The organism is Bacteroides sp. MSK.20.12, from assembly GCF_019052435.1.
GTDB classification, from domain to species: Bacteria; Bacteroidota; Bacteroidia; order Bacteroidales; family Bacteroidaceae; genus Bacteroides; species Bacteroides xylanisolvens.
This window is the reverse complement of sequence record NZ_JAHQVH010000055.1, coordinates 1-13,175: the sequence shown is the minus strand read 5'-3', so window position 1 is coordinate 13,175 and position 13,175 is coordinate 1. Positions and strand designations below refer to the sequence as shown.

Annotated in this window: 20 protein-coding genes and 2 tRNA genes; 9 read left to right on the top strand and 13 right to left on the bottom strand. The window is 48.5% G+C overall.

Annotated features, from left to right (window positions below):
* The first annotated feature begins 69 nt into the window (after positions 1-69).
* Positions 70-267 (top strand): hypothetical protein, encoded by a 198-nt coding sequence (locus tag KTR06_RS21505; protein WP_004295442.1) that lies wholly within the window; start codon positions 70-72, stop codon positions 265-267.
* The gene (locus KTR06_RS21500) at positions 245-631 is read left to right on the top strand and encodes a hypothetical protein (RefSeq protein ID WP_004295441.1); all 387 of its coding nucleotides are present in this window, start codon (positions 245-247) and stop codon (positions 629-631) included. Before KTR06_RS21505 ends, KTR06_RS21500 begins: the two co-directional genes overlap by 23 nt.
* Positions 632-687: 56 nt before the next feature.
* Here the strand turns inward: KTR06_RS21500 and KTR06_RS21495 are convergent, their stop codons facing one another.
* From KTR06_RS21495 to KTR06_RS21455, 9 genes are read right to left on the bottom strand one after another with little or no spacing between them, the layout of a single operon-like run.
* Positions 688-891, bottom strand: a complete 204-nt coding sequence (locus tag KTR06_RS21495) for a hypothetical protein (RefSeq protein WP_004295440.1) — start codon at positions 889-891, stop codon at positions 688-690.
* Positions 875-1,054: a hypothetical protein gene (locus KTR06_RS21490; protein ID WP_004295439.1), complete on the bottom strand. Its 180-nt coding sequence runs from the start codon at positions 1,052-1,054 to the stop codon at positions 875-877. Before KTR06_RS21490 ends, KTR06_RS21495 begins: the two co-directional genes overlap by 17 nt.
* A gap of 4 nt (positions 1,055-1,058) precedes the next feature.
* On the bottom strand, positions 1,059-1,325 hold the full coding sequence (locus tag KTR06_RS21485) for a hypothetical protein (protein WP_004295438.1): 267 nt from the start codon (positions 1,323-1,325) through the stop codon (positions 1,059-1,061).
* 46 nt (positions 1,326-1,371) lie between these two features.
* On the bottom strand, positions 1,372-1,689 hold the full coding sequence (locus tag KTR06_RS21480) for a hypothetical protein (protein WP_004295436.1): 318 nt from the start codon (positions 1,687-1,689) through the stop codon (positions 1,372-1,374).
* A 41-nt stretch (positions 1,690-1,730) separates the two neighbouring features.
* The gene (locus KTR06_RS21475; protein WP_004295437.1) at positions 1,731-2,057 is read right to left on the bottom strand and encodes a hypothetical protein; all 327 of its coding nucleotides are present in this window, start codon (positions 2,055-2,057) and stop codon (positions 1,731-1,733) included.
* A 40-nt stretch (positions 2,058-2,097) separates the two neighbouring features.
* Positions 2,098-3,381, bottom strand: a complete 1,284-nt coding sequence (locus tag KTR06_RS21470) for a PcfJ domain-containing protein (RefSeq protein ID WP_004303775.1) — start codon at positions 3,379-3,381, stop codon at positions 2,098-2,100.
* A 2-nt stretch (positions 3,382-3,383) separates the two neighbouring features.
* A complete protein-coding gene (locus KTR06_RS21465; RefSeq protein WP_009132163.1) occupies positions 3,384-3,794 on the bottom strand; it encodes a PcfK-like family protein in 411 nt (136 codons plus the stop codon).
* Positions 3,795-3,839: 45 nt separating this feature from the next.
* Positions 3,840-4,832: a hypothetical protein gene (locus tag KTR06_RS21460; RefSeq protein WP_004295433.1), complete on the bottom strand. Its 993-nt coding sequence runs from the start codon at positions 4,830-4,832 to the stop codon at positions 3,840-3,842.
* Between the two features lie 12 nt (positions 4,833-4,844).
* A complete protein-coding gene (locus KTR06_RS21455) occupies positions 4,845-5,096 on the bottom strand; it encodes a hypothetical protein (RefSeq protein WP_017141503.1) in 252 nt (83 codons plus the stop codon).
* Between the two features lie 543 nt (positions 5,097-5,639).
* Between KTR06_RS21455 and KTR06_RS21450 the strand changes: the two genes are divergently transcribed.
* Both KTR06_RS21450 and KTR06_RS21445 read left to right on the top strand, forming a co-directional pair.
* Positions 5,640-5,933 carry a helix-turn-helix domain-containing protein gene (locus KTR06_RS21450; RefSeq protein ID WP_004319131.1) on the top strand — a complete coding sequence of 98 codons (294 nt, stop codon included), beginning with the start codon at positions 5,640-5,642 and terminating at the stop codon, positions 5,931-5,933.
* Entirely contained in the window at positions 5,930-6,241 is a 312-nt protein-coding gene (locus KTR06_RS21445; RefSeq protein WP_004295430.1) for a helix-turn-helix domain-containing protein, read from the top strand. Before KTR06_RS21450 ends, KTR06_RS21445 begins: the two co-directional genes overlap by 4 nt.
* Before the next feature lie 36 nt (positions 6,242-6,277).
* Here KTR06_RS21445 and KTR06_RS21440 read toward each other — a convergent pair whose 3' ends face one another.
* Genes KTR06_RS21440 through KTR06_RS21430 form a run of 3 tightly spaced genes read right to left on the bottom strand, consistent with a single transcriptional unit; the run spans position 6,278 to position 9,216 of the window.
* Entirely contained in the window at positions 6,278-6,643 is a 366-nt protein-coding gene (locus KTR06_RS21440; RefSeq protein ID WP_004289443.1) for a hypothetical protein, read from the bottom strand.
* Positions 6,644-6,671: 28 nt separating this feature from the next.
* Positions 6,672-7,961, bottom strand: a complete 1,290-nt coding sequence (locus KTR06_RS21435) for a site-specific integrase (protein WP_004295428.1) — start codon at positions 7,959-7,961, stop codon at positions 6,672-6,674.
* Between the two features lie 31 nt (positions 7,962-7,992).
* Positions 7,993-9,216 (bottom strand): site-specific integrase, encoded by a 1,224-nt coding sequence (locus tag KTR06_RS21430; RefSeq protein ID WP_004303751.1) that lies wholly within the window; start codon positions 9,214-9,216, stop codon positions 7,993-7,995.
* A gap of 409 nt (positions 9,217-9,625) precedes the next feature.
* Between KTR06_RS21430 and KTR06_RS21425 the strand changes: the two genes are divergently transcribed.
* On the top strand, positions 9,626-9,874 hold the full coding sequence (locus KTR06_RS21425; protein ID WP_015531160.1) for a hypothetical protein: 249 nt from the start codon (positions 9,626-9,628) through the stop codon (positions 9,872-9,874).
* 124 nt (positions 9,875-9,998) lie between these two features.
* Here the strand turns inward: KTR06_RS21425 and KTR06_RS21420 are convergent, their stop codons facing one another.
* On the bottom strand, positions 9,999-10,421 hold the full coding sequence (locus KTR06_RS21420) for a BT0820 family HAD-type phosphatase (RefSeq protein ID WP_004316432.1): 423 nt from the start codon (positions 10,419-10,421) through the stop codon (positions 9,999-10,001).
* Positions 10,422-10,517: 96 nt separating this feature from the next.
* On the opposite strand from KTR06_RS21420, the gene KTR06_RS21415 reads away from it, so the two are divergent.
* The 4 genes from KTR06_RS21415 (at position 10,518) to KTR06_RS21400 (ending at position 13,059) form a co-directional block, all read left to right on the top strand.
* Positions 10,518-11,906 (top strand): peptide MFS transporter, encoded by a 1,389-nt coding sequence (locus KTR06_RS21415; RefSeq protein ID WP_217290789.1) that lies wholly within the window; start codon positions 10,518-10,520, stop codon positions 11,904-11,906.
* An 82-nt stretch (positions 11,907-11,988) separates the two neighbouring features.
* Positions 11,989-12,792 (top strand): MBL fold metallo-hydrolase, encoded by an 804-nt coding sequence (locus tag KTR06_RS21410; RefSeq protein WP_004316193.1) that lies wholly within the window; start codon positions 11,989-11,991, stop codon positions 12,790-12,792.
* Positions 12,793-12,881: 89 nt separating this feature from the next.
* Positions 12,882-12,954, top strand: a tRNA-Lys gene (locus KTR06_RS21405).
* A gap of 32 nt (positions 12,955-12,986) precedes the next feature.
* A tRNA-Lys gene (locus KTR06_RS21400) sits at positions 12,987-13,059 on the top strand.
* Positions 13,060-13,175: the final 116 nt, after the last annotated feature.

The following is a 13,175-nucleotide window of genomic DNA, read 5'->3' as shown; positions in this document are numbered from 1 at the left end:
TTACATACGGAAGGAACACATTATGGTGGGGCATTGAAAACAGCCAAATTTTAATCCGCTCGCAAAATAATGGGTAGTTCTCTTCTTTATCGTCGTGTCTATATGCGTCAAGCGTATGCGATAGCGGCGTGGGGAGAAATTATCTATCGAGTGGATGGGTGCTTGGCTGTACCTCAATGCCGGTATTTAACGTATTCTCACGCCTTTTTCGTATGGTATTTGTCTGAACCTAAAGAAAAGCGATATGGAAACGAAATCGACAAATGAGGTAAAGGGTGATTACGACCGGGTATCGGCGAGTGAATGCCTGGGGTCGCTAATCGAGTTGCACGGGATTGTTATGGAAGACGATCTGTTCGTCATTCCCGATGCGGATGGCACGGCAGTATTATACAATGACGGGAAGATACGTTTTGACGAGATCGCCGACATCGAGGTCGGCTCGGTGTTCGTGGGCATCCTGCTCCGCAACGGCTATCTGTTCTACCTTTCCCGTACCGAACCGCTCAAGACGTGCATATACACGCATGGCGGGTGGGGTTCAATCTCTGAAATTTCTCCCCGTGGCATTGCCGGACATATCGGGCGTGAACTGCACGGGAAGCTGGGCGACCATACGGCGGTCGATTGACGGGAAACAAAAAAATCGGACGGTTGTTATCGTCCGATTTTTTTCGCGTCGTATTTTCACGGCCGTTGCCTGCCGTGTTCCCGTTTCCGCCTTTGCAGGGCGAGCAGTTGCCGCAACATGTAGGCATGGTTTTCCCCCACGGTATGCCCCGAGGGCATCAGGTAAGGACTTGCGAGGCACTCCCGGCATTGGCGTACCGCCTCTTTTAAGTCGGTAACGGTTATTTCCGCTCCCGTGATGTCTTTAATCTTTGTTTCCATTCTTGTCCTGTTTTTTGGGTTCGTACCAACTGTCCCGGTAATTTTCTCCCACGAGCGAGAAAATTCCGCTCATGCCGCTTTCAGCGGCGAAATTTTTGGCTTCCCATATACCGGAAAACTCTCCCAGCAGCCGGTAGCCGATGAATAATTTGTACTTGCGCATGATTTTATCGTTTTTCCAGGTTGATAATCGGTGTGTTCTTTTGCAGCCATTCCTTCACGCTGTCCATGTTGTATTCGGATGTGATAACCGCCGTTCGGTCGTCGATTTCGGTGAAGCGCGTAGTTTCATACCCGTCGATCCACTGCTTCAGCGTGGCAACGCCCCACACCTGCGGGTCGTCGAACATGGTGTTGAGCCGCCCGATACCCTCGCCGAAGGTTACGAGCAGCGTTTCATAGGAGATTTCCTTGTTTACTTCATTCGTTTTCATATTCTCGCTTTTTACGGGCGGCTTTTGCCGCCCCGAAATTTTTTAATCAGACAAGTTCCACTCTAACCCTGCTCATGTTCGCCCAGAACACGCCGTTGCAGTAGTAGGCGTAGCCGTTATGCCAGTTGCTCCTGCGGCGTATCACGTCCTGCTCGGGTGGTCGTATCTCGATACTCGTGGTGTAGATGTTGTGTCCCACGGTAATGACGAGGTTGCACCTTCGCCATATCTCGGAATGGGTTTTGAACCCGTTTTTCCCCTCGACGAGCGCAAGGGCCGTCTTGACTGCTTCCCGAACTTCCCAATCCCACTCCCCGAAGGGTTTGAGCGGGCGTGCCATGTAGCTTTTATAGATGATTTTCATTGTTATATTTTTTTTGTAGGGCGGCTTTCGCCGCCCCGATTTTATAATTCGACAATCCTTTCCACTCTGCCGTACAACATGGAGCGTATGCTCGTCTTGTCCACGCCCTTGTATTCCGTGTAATGCCCGTACTGCTTTACCACGAATGTTTTCAGTACATCGACAAAGTTGAAACGATACCCTAAAAGCGGAATGGAGTCCTTGAAATAGGTGTTATGGTTTACCTCACGGGTAATCCAGTCTTTCTCCTCACGGGTGAGCGTTCCCCCGTCATTGAGCCGTTTGCGTAATATGTACGCTTTTGAGCCTGCAAGGCTTTCGAGTGCGGGAACGTCCCACGACACGAATTTATATGCTATTTGGTTCATTCTATTTTGTTTTTGCGGGCGGCTTTCGCCGCCCCGATTTTTATGCTGTCATTCGTTTCCGTATAAGGGACATGTTCCCCTTCATCAGTTTCAGTATTTGCCCGTGGTATGGGGTATTCTTGTTACACACGCCACGGCTCTGCACGACCTCCATGCGTTTTAGGGACACCTCTATCGTTTCGATACGTTTGCCGTCGATTGTAGCCGAGAGTATGAGCGAGTCGGCTTTCAGATAGTATTCGTTGGTAAACACGCAGTGGTGCATGGCCTCGCCCTCCTGCCGTATGGCTTCAACGCTGTCCAATACCTTGATGCGGATTTCCCCGTCGGAAAACTCCACTCCGAAAAACCGTCCTTTGGCTTTGACAAACGAGGCTTCCTGTTCCAACGCCTTGCGCCGTTCCTCCTGCCGCCGTTCCATTTGCATGTGCCGCCGTTTTTTAGCCATGTAGAGGTCATGCGCTGCGGGCAGGTCTGCGGGACACACGAAATGGGCGTTATGCAGGTCTTTCCCGAAAAATCGCAGCAGGTCGATGTAGTCGCACCATTCCGTCGGTTTCCCGATAGCGTACCCGTTACGGATGGCGATACGGATGGCCGGCCAATAGTCTGCGATATTGCGGGAGGAACGGGCGAAAAATCGCACGAGTGCCGTTTGTCCCGCTTTAAGCAGCGTTTCGGCCTTGTTCTCCGAGAGCAGCAGGTGGATAAGGTCGAAAGGGGTTACATCGGGGAGTTGTTTGCCGTAACCGCTTCGGCGCAGTTCGGGGATAAGCCGTTGCCGGGGATAGATGCGTGTGGGCGTGATGTTGTATTTCCCGTCGTTCTCCGCCCGCAGTTCCAATGCGCTCGACCAACTCCACCCGTGAACGAAGAAGCCCATCGGGCGCAGCCGTGCGAAGGTTGCGGAGCGTCCGTCGGGGGCAATCCACCGCTGTACGGCTTCGATATGGGTGTAAACGGGCGTCTGTCCCACTTTCGCCCAACACTCGATATAGACGAAGCGCAGGACTTGAAAACCCTTGCAGCGGGTTACGATGCACAAATACTCGTAATCGTTGAACTTGCGGCGCAGGGTGGTTTCCACTTTCAGCGTGGTGTGGCAGTGCGGACACTCGCACCCTAACAGATTGTCCGTGAGTTCTCCGTTTTCGCTCTGCCACGTGTGGCCGCACTCGGTGCAGGTGATAAGTCCTTTCGGCGTGCGGCGTCCGATATGCTCGATGCAGTTCTTGTACCCCCATTCGATTTGTGCGGGGGTAAGCGGCGGCAGGTGTTTGCTTGCCGCCACGACGTTCTGTTGGAATTTTGTTCTCGGTTTCATAACTAAAATAGACTGGGCATTAGTTTGTTATCTTCGATTTTCTTGGGTTTGGACTTGGCTTTCGCCAACTTGGCGTAGGCTTCGCTCTCGGCCTTCCGTATGGCGTTCCGCCGTGCCTCGGCTTTTTCCTCCTCGGTCAGTTCGACGGTGTGATTGACCACTACCTTGCAACTGACGGGTTTGCCGATGTCGATGTCCTCCTCGTCGTAATAGTGGAGTGCCATAGAGTATATTTCCTCGTCGGCAAACCCGTTGCAACCGCTCTGCCGTACTTGGTTGATGATGAAAGTGCAGCAATCGTCAATGTTCTTTTTCGGGTTGGCGTATCGGGGTGCGAAAAGTTCGTCCTCCCGTGCCCGTGCGTCGAGATAGTTCTGTATCGTCAGTTTGAAATAATCTGTTCCTTGTGCCATGATTTTTTGGTATTGTGGGGCGGCGAGCCACCCCGTGTTCAACATTTATTCGTCCTTTCCGAGAAGCCGTCGCACCTCGTCCTCTTTGGTCTTTTGGAAAATCCATCCCGCTTTCTTCTGCCCGTCATGCGTCAGCCGTGCGTTGAAGCGTCCCCCGAGTGCGTGAAGGGCGTCCTTGACGGGCTTGGTGTCCCCGAATACGGCTATCGCCTTCTCGGAATAGTCCACGATGATAAACCCGCCTTGCACGCTCGTTTCAGTGCGTTCCGCCCGTTTTTCGTCTTTCGGCTCGGGCAGACATATATTCTCCTCGTTTCCTGCGATATATGCCAGCCTGTCGATGTACCCTTCACGGGTGTAGTGGGTCAGTTTGCAGACACTCCACCCGTATTTCGGACTTTTGCCGAGCGTGAAAACGGGATAGCGGTGTTCGTTCTTGGGGTCGTATTCGGAGAGGTGCGCCGTTTGCGGGAAATTGGCCGCCGCCTTTCTCAACTCCCCGAAGCCGTTGCGGGAGGTGGCCGAAAAGCCGAGAATGACGGTACGCACGCTTCGGGTGGTCGAACACTCGTAAGAGGGGTCAGTGTATTCCGTTTCGTTGAGTTCGGCGATGATTACGCCCTGCACCCCTTCGGGCATGATGCGGCGTAACCTCTGCGCTCCTATTTCCGCTATGCGGTCATGCTCGGCTTTCTCTTTGGCGGCGGCGATGGCCTGCGCCGTGGCTTGCTCTTCCGCCTGCCTCACGAGCAAAGCCACCTCGAAAGCGTCCATGAACTCGGGGTTCACGTCGTCGTAGTACCTGCCGATACCGAATGTTTGCGAGAGGGGTCGCAAAATGTCCGTTTGGCTGATTTCCTTTGTTTCGGTATCGACCATGTGGTACACGTAGCCACGGGCGGTGTGTTCCACCTTGTAAACGACGTAACGCTTTCTGCTCGCACCCGCACCGATACCGATGATTACCTGGTTTTCCTTGACTACCTGCACCTGCGTGTCCGTGGTAGTCGCTCCGAATAATGAAATGTACTTTGTCATACCTGTAAAAATTTAGAAGATGTGAGTGAATAGGAAATAGAAAAAGCCGGTTAGAGCCACGAGAGAAACAAGGCAGGAGAAAATGCCCCGCAGGATGTCATAACAGAACGTGAAGCCCAAAACGACCCAAATAAAGTCGATACCCCACACGTGGAAGCCCAAAGTCACCGCCCCGACCTTTACCGCCAACCCGACCTTTGCCTTTATGCCAAGTGGAAGGTTGGAGGATTTCTGTTTCCATTTATTTTTCTCTTCGTTTCTCATAACCTTTGACTTTTTTTTTATGCCGTAGCGGAGCCGGTATGGATGGAATCTGTTTCGGTAGCATCAAAAGGTGTCGGGGATAGCTGCTGCAAGATTTTGTCGGAAAATACGCTCGCCCGCAGGGAAAGAGGAAGATTTTGCGGCAAACCGCCCCGCGGCCCGATCTTGCAGCAGCGTGAGCCCCGTAACTACCTTTGCTACTGACAACAGATTTCCATACCGCGCTCCGCGGCATGAAAAAAAAGAGAGGAAAAGGTTATGGGGGAGAAACGGGGAGAAAACGATATGCCGTGAACGCTCGCGAAAGTCGGTTCACGGCTCACCCTGCATGGAATGATAAATCGCCCGCGAACATTTCCTTTCACGGGCGATTGGCGTATCGGAACGTGCCGATCCCGTATCGGCGGAGGATCGTTTCCGCCGGACGTGGCGCCACTCGCTGCCACTTTTAAGACGGATACGTCCATATACCACTGGCTGATAACAAGATACTGTTCATTTGTGTACTTTTGGGCATCCGGGAAACAAAAAATGAAACAGAACATGGAAATAATAAGTATGGACGTGAAGGCTTTCGACGCGCTGGCAGGGCACGTGGAAGCCATTGAAAGAAAAGCCGAGGCGTTATGCCGCAGGCAAGAGGACGTGAGTTTGAAAAAATGGCTGGACAACCAGGATGTCTGTGACGTGCTGGGTATATCGAAACGTACCCTGCAAACCTACCGGGAGAAAGGGTTGCTGCCTTTCAGCCGCATCCGTCACAAAATCTTCTACAAACCGGAAGATGTCGGGAAACTGCTGCAATCGTCGCACTATCCTAATACCGCCGCGTTATGAGCCATTATTTCATCGACAAGCACGATCCGCGTGTGGCGGATCTCTTCCGGCGCTTGGAAAAGGCCGGCAAGGCACTGGATAAACTGGAATCCTCCGGAGGCCGGACACTCAAGGGAGAGCGGTTCGTCACCGACGAGGAATTGTCCCGGCTGCTGAAAATCAGCAGGCGTACATTGCAGGAATACCGCACGGCGCGGATCATTCCCTATTATTTGATTCAGGGCAAGGTACTATACATGGAATCCGAGATACAGAAATTCCTGGAAGATTCCCGGAAGAAATGTATCGGGGGACAGGAATGGGTATAAAAGAAGAACGGCCAAAACGTTGGCCGTTCTTCTTTTTCAGTTCAATATCGTGTTCATGCCGGGGAGCTGCCAGACGACAGCGGTCGTCGTGGCCCTTCGGACAAGCCACCGTCGGAAGGCTTCGGCATTCCCGGATTTTAAGCGGAAAGCCAGCGCGGCGATCATTTCGAGCGAATACAGCTCGACAATACCGCCGTCACGGTTGCGCTCCCGGCGGTAAACCCTCTCCTCACAGAGTATGCCGCTTTTGAGTATGGAGCGGATGTTGCTCCCCACGGCAGGAACGAAGACTCCGAACAGGTCGGCAATCTGGTGGCGCGTGAGCCATACACGGTTCTCCGGCGCGTGGATTTCCACCCGCCCGTTTTCAATGCTGATAGGTTCTCTTGTCGTCATAGTCATACAAATTTATCAATTTTTGTTATACTGTTCAACCGTTTACCGTTATAATATCTGCCGTTTCCGGTTCGTCCTCCTCGTAGAGATTTATTTTCCGGCCTTTGGTCTGTTCTTTCAGCCGTTTCATGTCCTCGTCCACCTTGCGGTCGGTCACTTTGGCGTAAATCTGCGTGGTGGAAATGCTCTTGTGTCCCATCATGCGGCTGACAGTTTCGATAGGCACACCCAACGAGAGCGTGATATGTGTCCCGAAATTGTGCCTCGCCTTGTGAAAGGTCATGTCGAAGCCGTATGTCCGTCCCAGTTCTCTGGTGAGCTTGATGAGATACCCCCGGCAATAGAGGTTGAAAATCCTGTCGCTTTTACGCTCGTGGCGGTATTTCTCGATGATCTGCAACGGCACGTTCAGCAGGCGGATGGCCGAGGGCGTTTCGGTCTTCTGGCGCCGGATGTGTATCCAGTACGTTCCGTCGTCCGACTGCGTGATGTCTTTTTCGGACAAGCGTTTCAGGTCGGCGTAGGACAACCCCGTGAAGGTAGCGAAGAGAAACCAGTCCCGCACCCGCTGGAGGTTGGGTTTATCGACGGGAGTTTCCATCAGCTTTTTGAGGTCTTCGAGTTTCAAATGGCGGCTCTTGCGCCGGGGCAGTTCCGGGTGCAGCTTCCCGTAAGGGTCGCGCCGGAGTGTACCCTGACTGACAGCCCGCTTGGTCATTTTCTTCAACCGGTAAAGATGCTCGTGTACTGTCTTGGGTTTCATTTCACGATCTGTACGTAGGAATATTTCAAAATCATCGTAGAACTCCCGGTCAAGGCTCCGCAACGCTACATCCTCCTTTTCCTTCCTTTTTTTCACGAAGGAGGCTAAAATATTATAGGAGTTCTCGTAACTTTCATAGGTTTCTTCCTTGCGATCCACGCCGACACGCTTGCGGAACTCCTCGTTATGCTCGCGGAACAAGGCAAGGAGGGTGAACGGTTTCTGCCCGATTCCTTCCACGGCGTTTTTGACCAGCTCGGCCGTCACGAAACCGAGGCTTTTACGAATATGACGGTAATGCCCGGTGATTTTTTCGGTCAGTTTCTCTATTGCCAGGTTTACCGTTCGGGCGTTCTCGCTTCGTCCGTTCGCCCTTTTGGTTTCCGGATTCCAAAGCGATGGATCGACAAACGCGTTGATATTGATCGGGGCCGACTTGGCGTCGATGCTTACCTTGCATAACAATTTACATGTTCCGTCCTTGCGGACTTTCGTGCGGTTGATGTAGAACAGCAGGGAGAACGTGCTGCGACGTTTTATCTCTTTATTATTCGTTTCCATAATCGTTGTGAATTTGATTGTCAATGATAGATTAAATAGCTACGGAGAAGCGGCCGGCAATCTTTTCCTCTAAAGACCGGGTATCCATGTCGATCTTGTCATCGGTCACTTTGGCGTAAATCTGCGTCGTGGAAATGCGGCTATGCCCCAGCATTTTACTGACGGTTTCAAGCGGGACACCATGCGAAAGCGTGATCTCGGTGGCGTAGGTATGGCGTCCGCAGTGAAAGACGAGCTTCCGTTCAATTCCGCAAATGGCGGCAATACGTTTCAGTGTCCGGTTGAGTTCGTTGTTGCTGTACATCGGCAGCAGTTTTCCTTCCGGGGCCATATCCCGGTACTTGTCGAGGATGAGCAACGGTATGTCGAGCAATGGCACTTCATAGTCGATTTTCGTCTTCTTGCGGGCGGTCTTGATCCATACCTCACCGTCCTCGGCCACTTCCAGATCCTCCGTCGTCAGGCGGCACATGTCCCCGTAAGGGATACCCGTGTAGCAGGAGAAGAGGAACAGGTCGCGGATATGGTAGAGTTTCGGGTCGTGCAGGGGTGTGGTCATCAGCCGTTGTAACTCCGCTGCGGTAAGGTATTTCTGTTCCCGCTCGGGATGTTCGGCTTCATAACCCGCGAACGGGTCGGCAGTGATAATCCCTTCCGCGATGGCTTCCCCGACAATCGTGTTCAACCGTGTGACAAGCAACACGATAGTTCCCAGGGCAAAGCGGCGCTCCGTGCGTAGGTAGAGGTCATAGTTGTCGATGAATGAACGGTTCAGGGCCGTGAAAGGAACATCCGACAACTTGTATTTCTCCTGGATGAAAGCGGCCACACAGTTACAAGCATAGCGGTAAGATTGCGCTGTTCCCTTTTCCCGGTTCACGCCGACACGTTTTTCGAAATGTTCGATGAACGTCCGGAAATAACCCAACAGGGTTTCCTGCCCGAAAGCCGTCCCCAACAACAGATTCCTTATTTCTTCAGCCGTTACATTCTCACGGGTGGCTGACAGTTCGTCATAAATGGAAATGGCTGAAGCTCGCAAATCGTCCAGTTGCCGGTTGATTTCCCGCGCGGCGTTACTTTTACCCGTGGCACGTCCGGATGCCCACAGTGCAGCGGGTACGGACATTTTCGCACTAAAAGCCGCTTCTGAAAATTTGCCGACAACAAGTTTCGCCATGACCGGGCAATGTCCCTCGTCATTCATTTCGCTCTTTTTGAGGTAGAACGTAACCGTTACATCCGTCTGTTTCATAACTCTATTTTTTATGTTGCAAAATTACTTGATATAGAGTTATTTACAGTTATGAAAATTATAGCGGAACAAAGAATAAAACCCCGGATGCCGGTAACATAACCTGTATTTCCATGAAAAACGGAAAAAAACGGTTATCTTTACGGGCAAAATATAGGGTTCTTTGCATGGTGAACGGTAAAACCGCAGGTGGTTAAGCGTTATTTTGCCGGATTATCCGGGGCTAAAAAAGGCAACGGATAAGTAGCAAATCTTTCTCTTAACCTTTCATTATCCTGCATTTTAGCGATTTGGAAAGGTATAGAAGAATTTGGCTTAACTCTCCTCAATACCAAACACTTACTTTATTTATCCAAATTTTGCCGTTTTTTTGCGAGTTCTTGTTATCTTTGTAGAAAATTCTAAAGATATGGCGCAACATACTTATGACAATGAAGCTGTTCAGGAGTTATTGAACTGGGCAAAAAAGATGATCGAAACAAAGAATTATCCAACTGAAAGATATCAGGTCAATCAATGTACTACAATTATTGATGGTAAATCGTATTTGGAATCGTTGATTGCTATGATTTCCAAAAACTGGGAAAATCCGACTTTTTATCCTACTATTGAGCAATTATGGGAGTTCAGGGAAAAGTGGGAAAACAAAGAATCGTAGTAAATGGCCGTTCCATGTTGGGAGATAAGTTATTTCATCATATAGAAATGCACTCTTAATCATGTCGGATAAGAGTGCATCATCTATTTTTTGTATATCTGTCGGCTTGCTATTTATCTATTTATTAGAAAGGCAGCCATCTTTTTTTCTTTTTTGATGGCGTTTTTTCCTCTTCTCCGTTTTGGCCATAGACATCTGCAAACGTCTTTTTCTCTTTAATCATTGCATAAATGACTCCCCAATCCGGCAAACCGCCTAAGTTCCGGTCGTCAATGAACATATCAGCTTTCAACTTTCGTGAAAATCCCTGATGACCTTTTTGCTCTTCAGGATAATCCTTATTAACGGCATAAAATTCTAAACCTCTGGCTTTGCACCATTCGACAGCTTCGTCCAAAAGTGCCCCTTCACGCACACTCCATAGTATTAAACGATGCTTTTCTTGTTGCAATAACTTCAATGTGTCAACAGCGAATGGAATTTCTTCACCAATGCGTGGATAACGATGTTCTACAATCGTTCCGTCAAAATCAACAGCTATAATCATAGTTTTTAATTACCTAATTTTGAACAAAGATACGGACAGTAAGCCAAAAAAACGTATCTTTGTCTCAAATTAACATTTTAATAAATTAATAAATACATGAACAATTCCCCTCAGCGTGCTGCTAAAGGCTTTACGAGAGCATTTTGGGTCAGCAACACAGTCGAACTGTTTGAGCGTATGGCATACTATGCCGTTTTCATCGTTCTCACTATTTATCTATCTTCCATTTTAGGTTTTAATGATTTTGAAGCAAGTATGATTTCCGGGCTTTTTTCCGGCGGGTTATATCTGCTTCCTATTTTTTCTGGTGCTTATGCTGATAAGATCGGTTTCCGGAAGTCAATGATTATAGCATTTTCCTTATTATCCATTGGATATTTAGGATTGGGAGTATTGCCCACTTTGCTGGAAGCTGCCGGCCTGGTTAGTTATGGCGTCACTACTCAATTTAATGGTTTGCCCGATAGCTATACCCGGTGGATTATTGTGCCGGTCTTGTTTGTACTTATGGTGGGAGGGTCTTTTATTAAGTCCATCATTTCTGCATCTGTGGCCAAAGAAACAACGGAGGCAACGCGTGCGCGTGGTTATTCCATCTTTTATATGATGGTAAATGTGGGCGCTTTTACCGGTAAAACAATTATCGATCCTTTGCGTAATGTCATTGGTGAGCAGGCGTATATCTATATTAATTATTTCTCCGGTGCGATGACAATTATTGCTTTGCTTGCTGTTATTCTCCTTTATAAATCAACGCACACGGCTGGTGAAGGAAAAAGTCTCCGTGAGATTGGGCAAGGATTTATGCGCATCATCACCAACTGGCGTTTATTGATTCTTATTCTGATTGTTACAGGGTTCTGGATGGTGCAACAGCAACTTTACGCCACTATGCCTAAATATGTGATCCGGTTGGCCGGCGAGACGGCGAAACCGGGCTGGATTGCTAATGTGAATCCCTTTGTGGTGGTTTGTTGCGTTAGCTTTATCACGCGATTGATGGCAAAACGCAGTGCGATTACTTCGATGAATGTGGGAATGTTTTTGATTCCTTTTTCGGCGTTGCTGATGGCATGTGGAAATTTGCTGGGTAATGATCTTATTACAGGCATGAGCAATATTACCCTGATGATGATTGCAGGTATAGTGGTACAGGCACTTGCCGAATGTTTTATTTCGCTGCGTTATCTGGAGTATTTCTCTTTGCAGGCTCCTAAAGGCGAAGAAGGAATGTATTTAGGATTCAGTCATTTACATTCCTTTCTTTCTTCCATCTTTGGTTTTGGTCTGGCGGGAATTCTGCTCACCAAATACTGTCCGGATCCTACTTTGTTCGAGACACGGGCAGCATGGGAGGCAGCTAGCGCAAATGCCCATTATATATGGTATTACTTTGCTGCTATTGGCCTGATTGCCGCTGTAGCGCTACTATTATTTGCGAAAATCACCGAATCCATCGACAAAAAGAAGGAATCTTCTCGGTAATTCTATTCTTTTTTATGTATATTTGCCGTCACTTTGCTGTAAAAGTTGACGGCATTTTGCATTTTAATAAAGAGGATAAAACATGAAAGTAAAATTTATAAGCCTGGCGAGTGGCAGTAGTGGGAACTGTTATTATCTGGGCACTGAAACCTATGGAATACTGATAGATGCCGGAATCGGCATACGTACTATCAAAAAAACACTGAAAGATTATAATATCTTGATGGATAGTATTCGTGCGGTATTTATAACGCACGATCATGCTGACCATATCAAAGCTGTGGGTAATCTGGGAGAAAAATTGAATATTCCTGTTTATACAACCGCACGTATTCATGCTGGAATTAATCGTAGCTATTGTATGACGGAGAAATTGAGTTCGTCAGTTCGTTACCTGGAAAAGCAAGAGCCGATGACTTTGGAGGATTTCCATATCGAATCTTTTGAAGTGCCGCATGATGGAACGGACAATGTGGGGTACTGCATTGAAATCGACGGCAAAGTCTTTTCTTTCTTAACGGACCTTGGAGAAATTACTCCTACAGCTGCCCATTATATCAGTAAGGCCCATTATCTGATACTTGAAGCTAACTATGATGAGGAAATGCTCAAAATGGGGCCTTATCCTCAATATTTGAAGGAGCGGATTGCAAGTAAGACTGGACACATGAGTAACTCTGATACTGCGGAGTTTTTAGCGGAAAATATCACTGAACATTTGCGCTATATCTGGTTGTGTCATTTGAGTAAAGACAATAATCATCCGGAGCTAGCTTATAAAACGGTGGAATGGAAATTAAAGAACAAAGGTATTCTTGTAGGTAAAGATGTGCAACTACTTGCTTTAAAGCGAAATACGCCTTCCGAGCTTTATGTGTTCGAATAAAGACGAAAAAAAGATAGTAAAAAAGCTGCATGATTGTTTGGTCAAATAAAATAAAAGACCTACTTTTGCAACCGCAAACGAGGAATTAAGCACTCTTAGCTCAGTTGGTAGAGCAACTGACTCTTAATCAGTGGGTCCAGGGTTCGAATCCCTGAGGGTGTACAAATTCAAGGTTGCAATAAAAATAATATGTTGCACTCTTAGCTCAGCTGGTAGAGCAATTGACTCTTAATCAATGGGTCCAGGGTTCGAGTCCCTGAGGGTGTACTAAAAAGAGGTAACTAAGGTTGCCTCTTTTTTTGTATATCAATACTTGAATGATAATAAGGGCTCAGTCTGAAACCTTGGGGGATTGCGTTAAAATTCTTATTTTTGCATCATGA

What these genes read in the sequence shown, in the direction of transcription:
- KTR06_RS21505 (WP_004295442.1), top strand. Translation starts at nt 70, where the DNA reads ATGGGTAGTTCTCTTCTTTATCGTCGTGTCTATATGCGTCAAGCGTAT.
- KTR06_RS21500 (WP_004295441.1), top strand. Translation starts at nt 245, where the DNA reads ATGGAAACGAAATCGACAAATGAGGTAAAGGGTGATTACGACCGGGTA.
- KTR06_RS21495 (WP_004295440.1), bottom strand. Translation starts at nt 891, where the DNA reads ATGGAAACAAAGATTAAAGACATCACGGGAGCGGAAATAACCGTTACC.
- KTR06_RS21490 (WP_004295439.1), bottom strand. Translation starts at nt 1,054, where the DNA reads ATGCGCAAGTACAAATTATTCATCGGCTACCGGCTGCTGGGAGAGTTT.
- KTR06_RS21485 (WP_004295438.1), bottom strand. Translation starts at nt 1,325, where the DNA reads ATGAAAACGAATGAAGTAAACAAGGAAATCTCCTATGAAACGCTGCTC.
- KTR06_RS21480 (WP_004295436.1), bottom strand. Translation starts at nt 1,689, where the DNA reads ATGAAAATCATCTATAAAAGCTACATGGCACGCCCGCTCAAACCCTTC.
- KTR06_RS21475 (WP_004295437.1), bottom strand. Translation starts at nt 2,057, where the DNA reads ATGAACCAAATAGCATATAAATTCGTGTCGTGGGACGTTCCCGCACTC.
- KTR06_RS21470 (WP_004303775.1), bottom strand. Translation starts at nt 3,381, where the DNA reads ATGAAACCGAGAACAAAATTCCAACAGAACGTCGTGGCGGCAAGCAAA.
- KTR06_RS21465 (WP_009132163.1), bottom strand. Translation starts at nt 3,794, where the DNA reads ATGGCACAAGGAACAGATTATTTCAAACTGACGATACAGAACTATCTC.
- KTR06_RS21460 (WP_004295433.1), bottom strand. Translation starts at nt 4,832, where the DNA reads ATGACAAAGTACATTTCATTATTCGGAGCGACTACCACGGACACGCAG.
- KTR06_RS21455 (WP_017141503.1), bottom strand. Translation starts at nt 5,096, where the DNA reads ATGAGAAACGAAGAGAAAAATAAATGGAAACAGAAATCCTCCAACCTT.
- KTR06_RS21450 (WP_004319131.1), top strand. Translation starts at nt 5,640, where the DNA reads ATGGAAATAATAAGTATGGACGTGAAGGCTTTCGACGCGCTGGCAGGG.
- KTR06_RS21445 (WP_004295430.1), top strand. Translation starts at nt 5,930, where the DNA reads ATGAGCCATTATTTCATCGACAAGCACGATCCGCGTGTGGCGGATCTC.
- KTR06_RS21440 (WP_004289443.1), bottom strand. Translation starts at nt 6,643, where the DNA reads ATGACTATGACGACAAGAGAACCTATCAGCATTGAAAACGGGCGGGTG.
- KTR06_RS21435 (WP_004295428.1), bottom strand. Translation starts at nt 7,961, where the DNA reads ATGGAAACGAATAATAAAGAGATAAAACGTCGCAGCACGTTCTCCCTG.
- KTR06_RS21430 (WP_004303751.1), bottom strand. Translation starts at nt 9,216, where the DNA reads ATGAAACAGACGGATGTAACGGTTACGTTCTACCTCAAAAAGAGCGAA.
- KTR06_RS21425 (WP_015531160.1), top strand. Translation starts at nt 9,626, where the DNA reads ATGGCGCAACATACTTATGACAATGAAGCTGTTCAGGAGTTATTGAAC.
- KTR06_RS21420 (WP_004316432.1), bottom strand. Translation starts at nt 10,421, where the DNA reads ATGATTATAGCTGTTGATTTTGACGGAACGATTGTAGAACATCGTTAT.
- KTR06_RS21415 (WP_217290789.1), top strand. Translation starts at nt 10,518, where the DNA reads ATGAACAATTCCCCTCAGCGTGCTGCTAAAGGCTTTACGAGAGCATTT.
- KTR06_RS21410 (WP_004316193.1), top strand. Translation starts at nt 11,989, where the DNA reads ATGAAAGTAAAATTTATAAGCCTGGCGAGTGGCAGTAGTGGGAACTGT.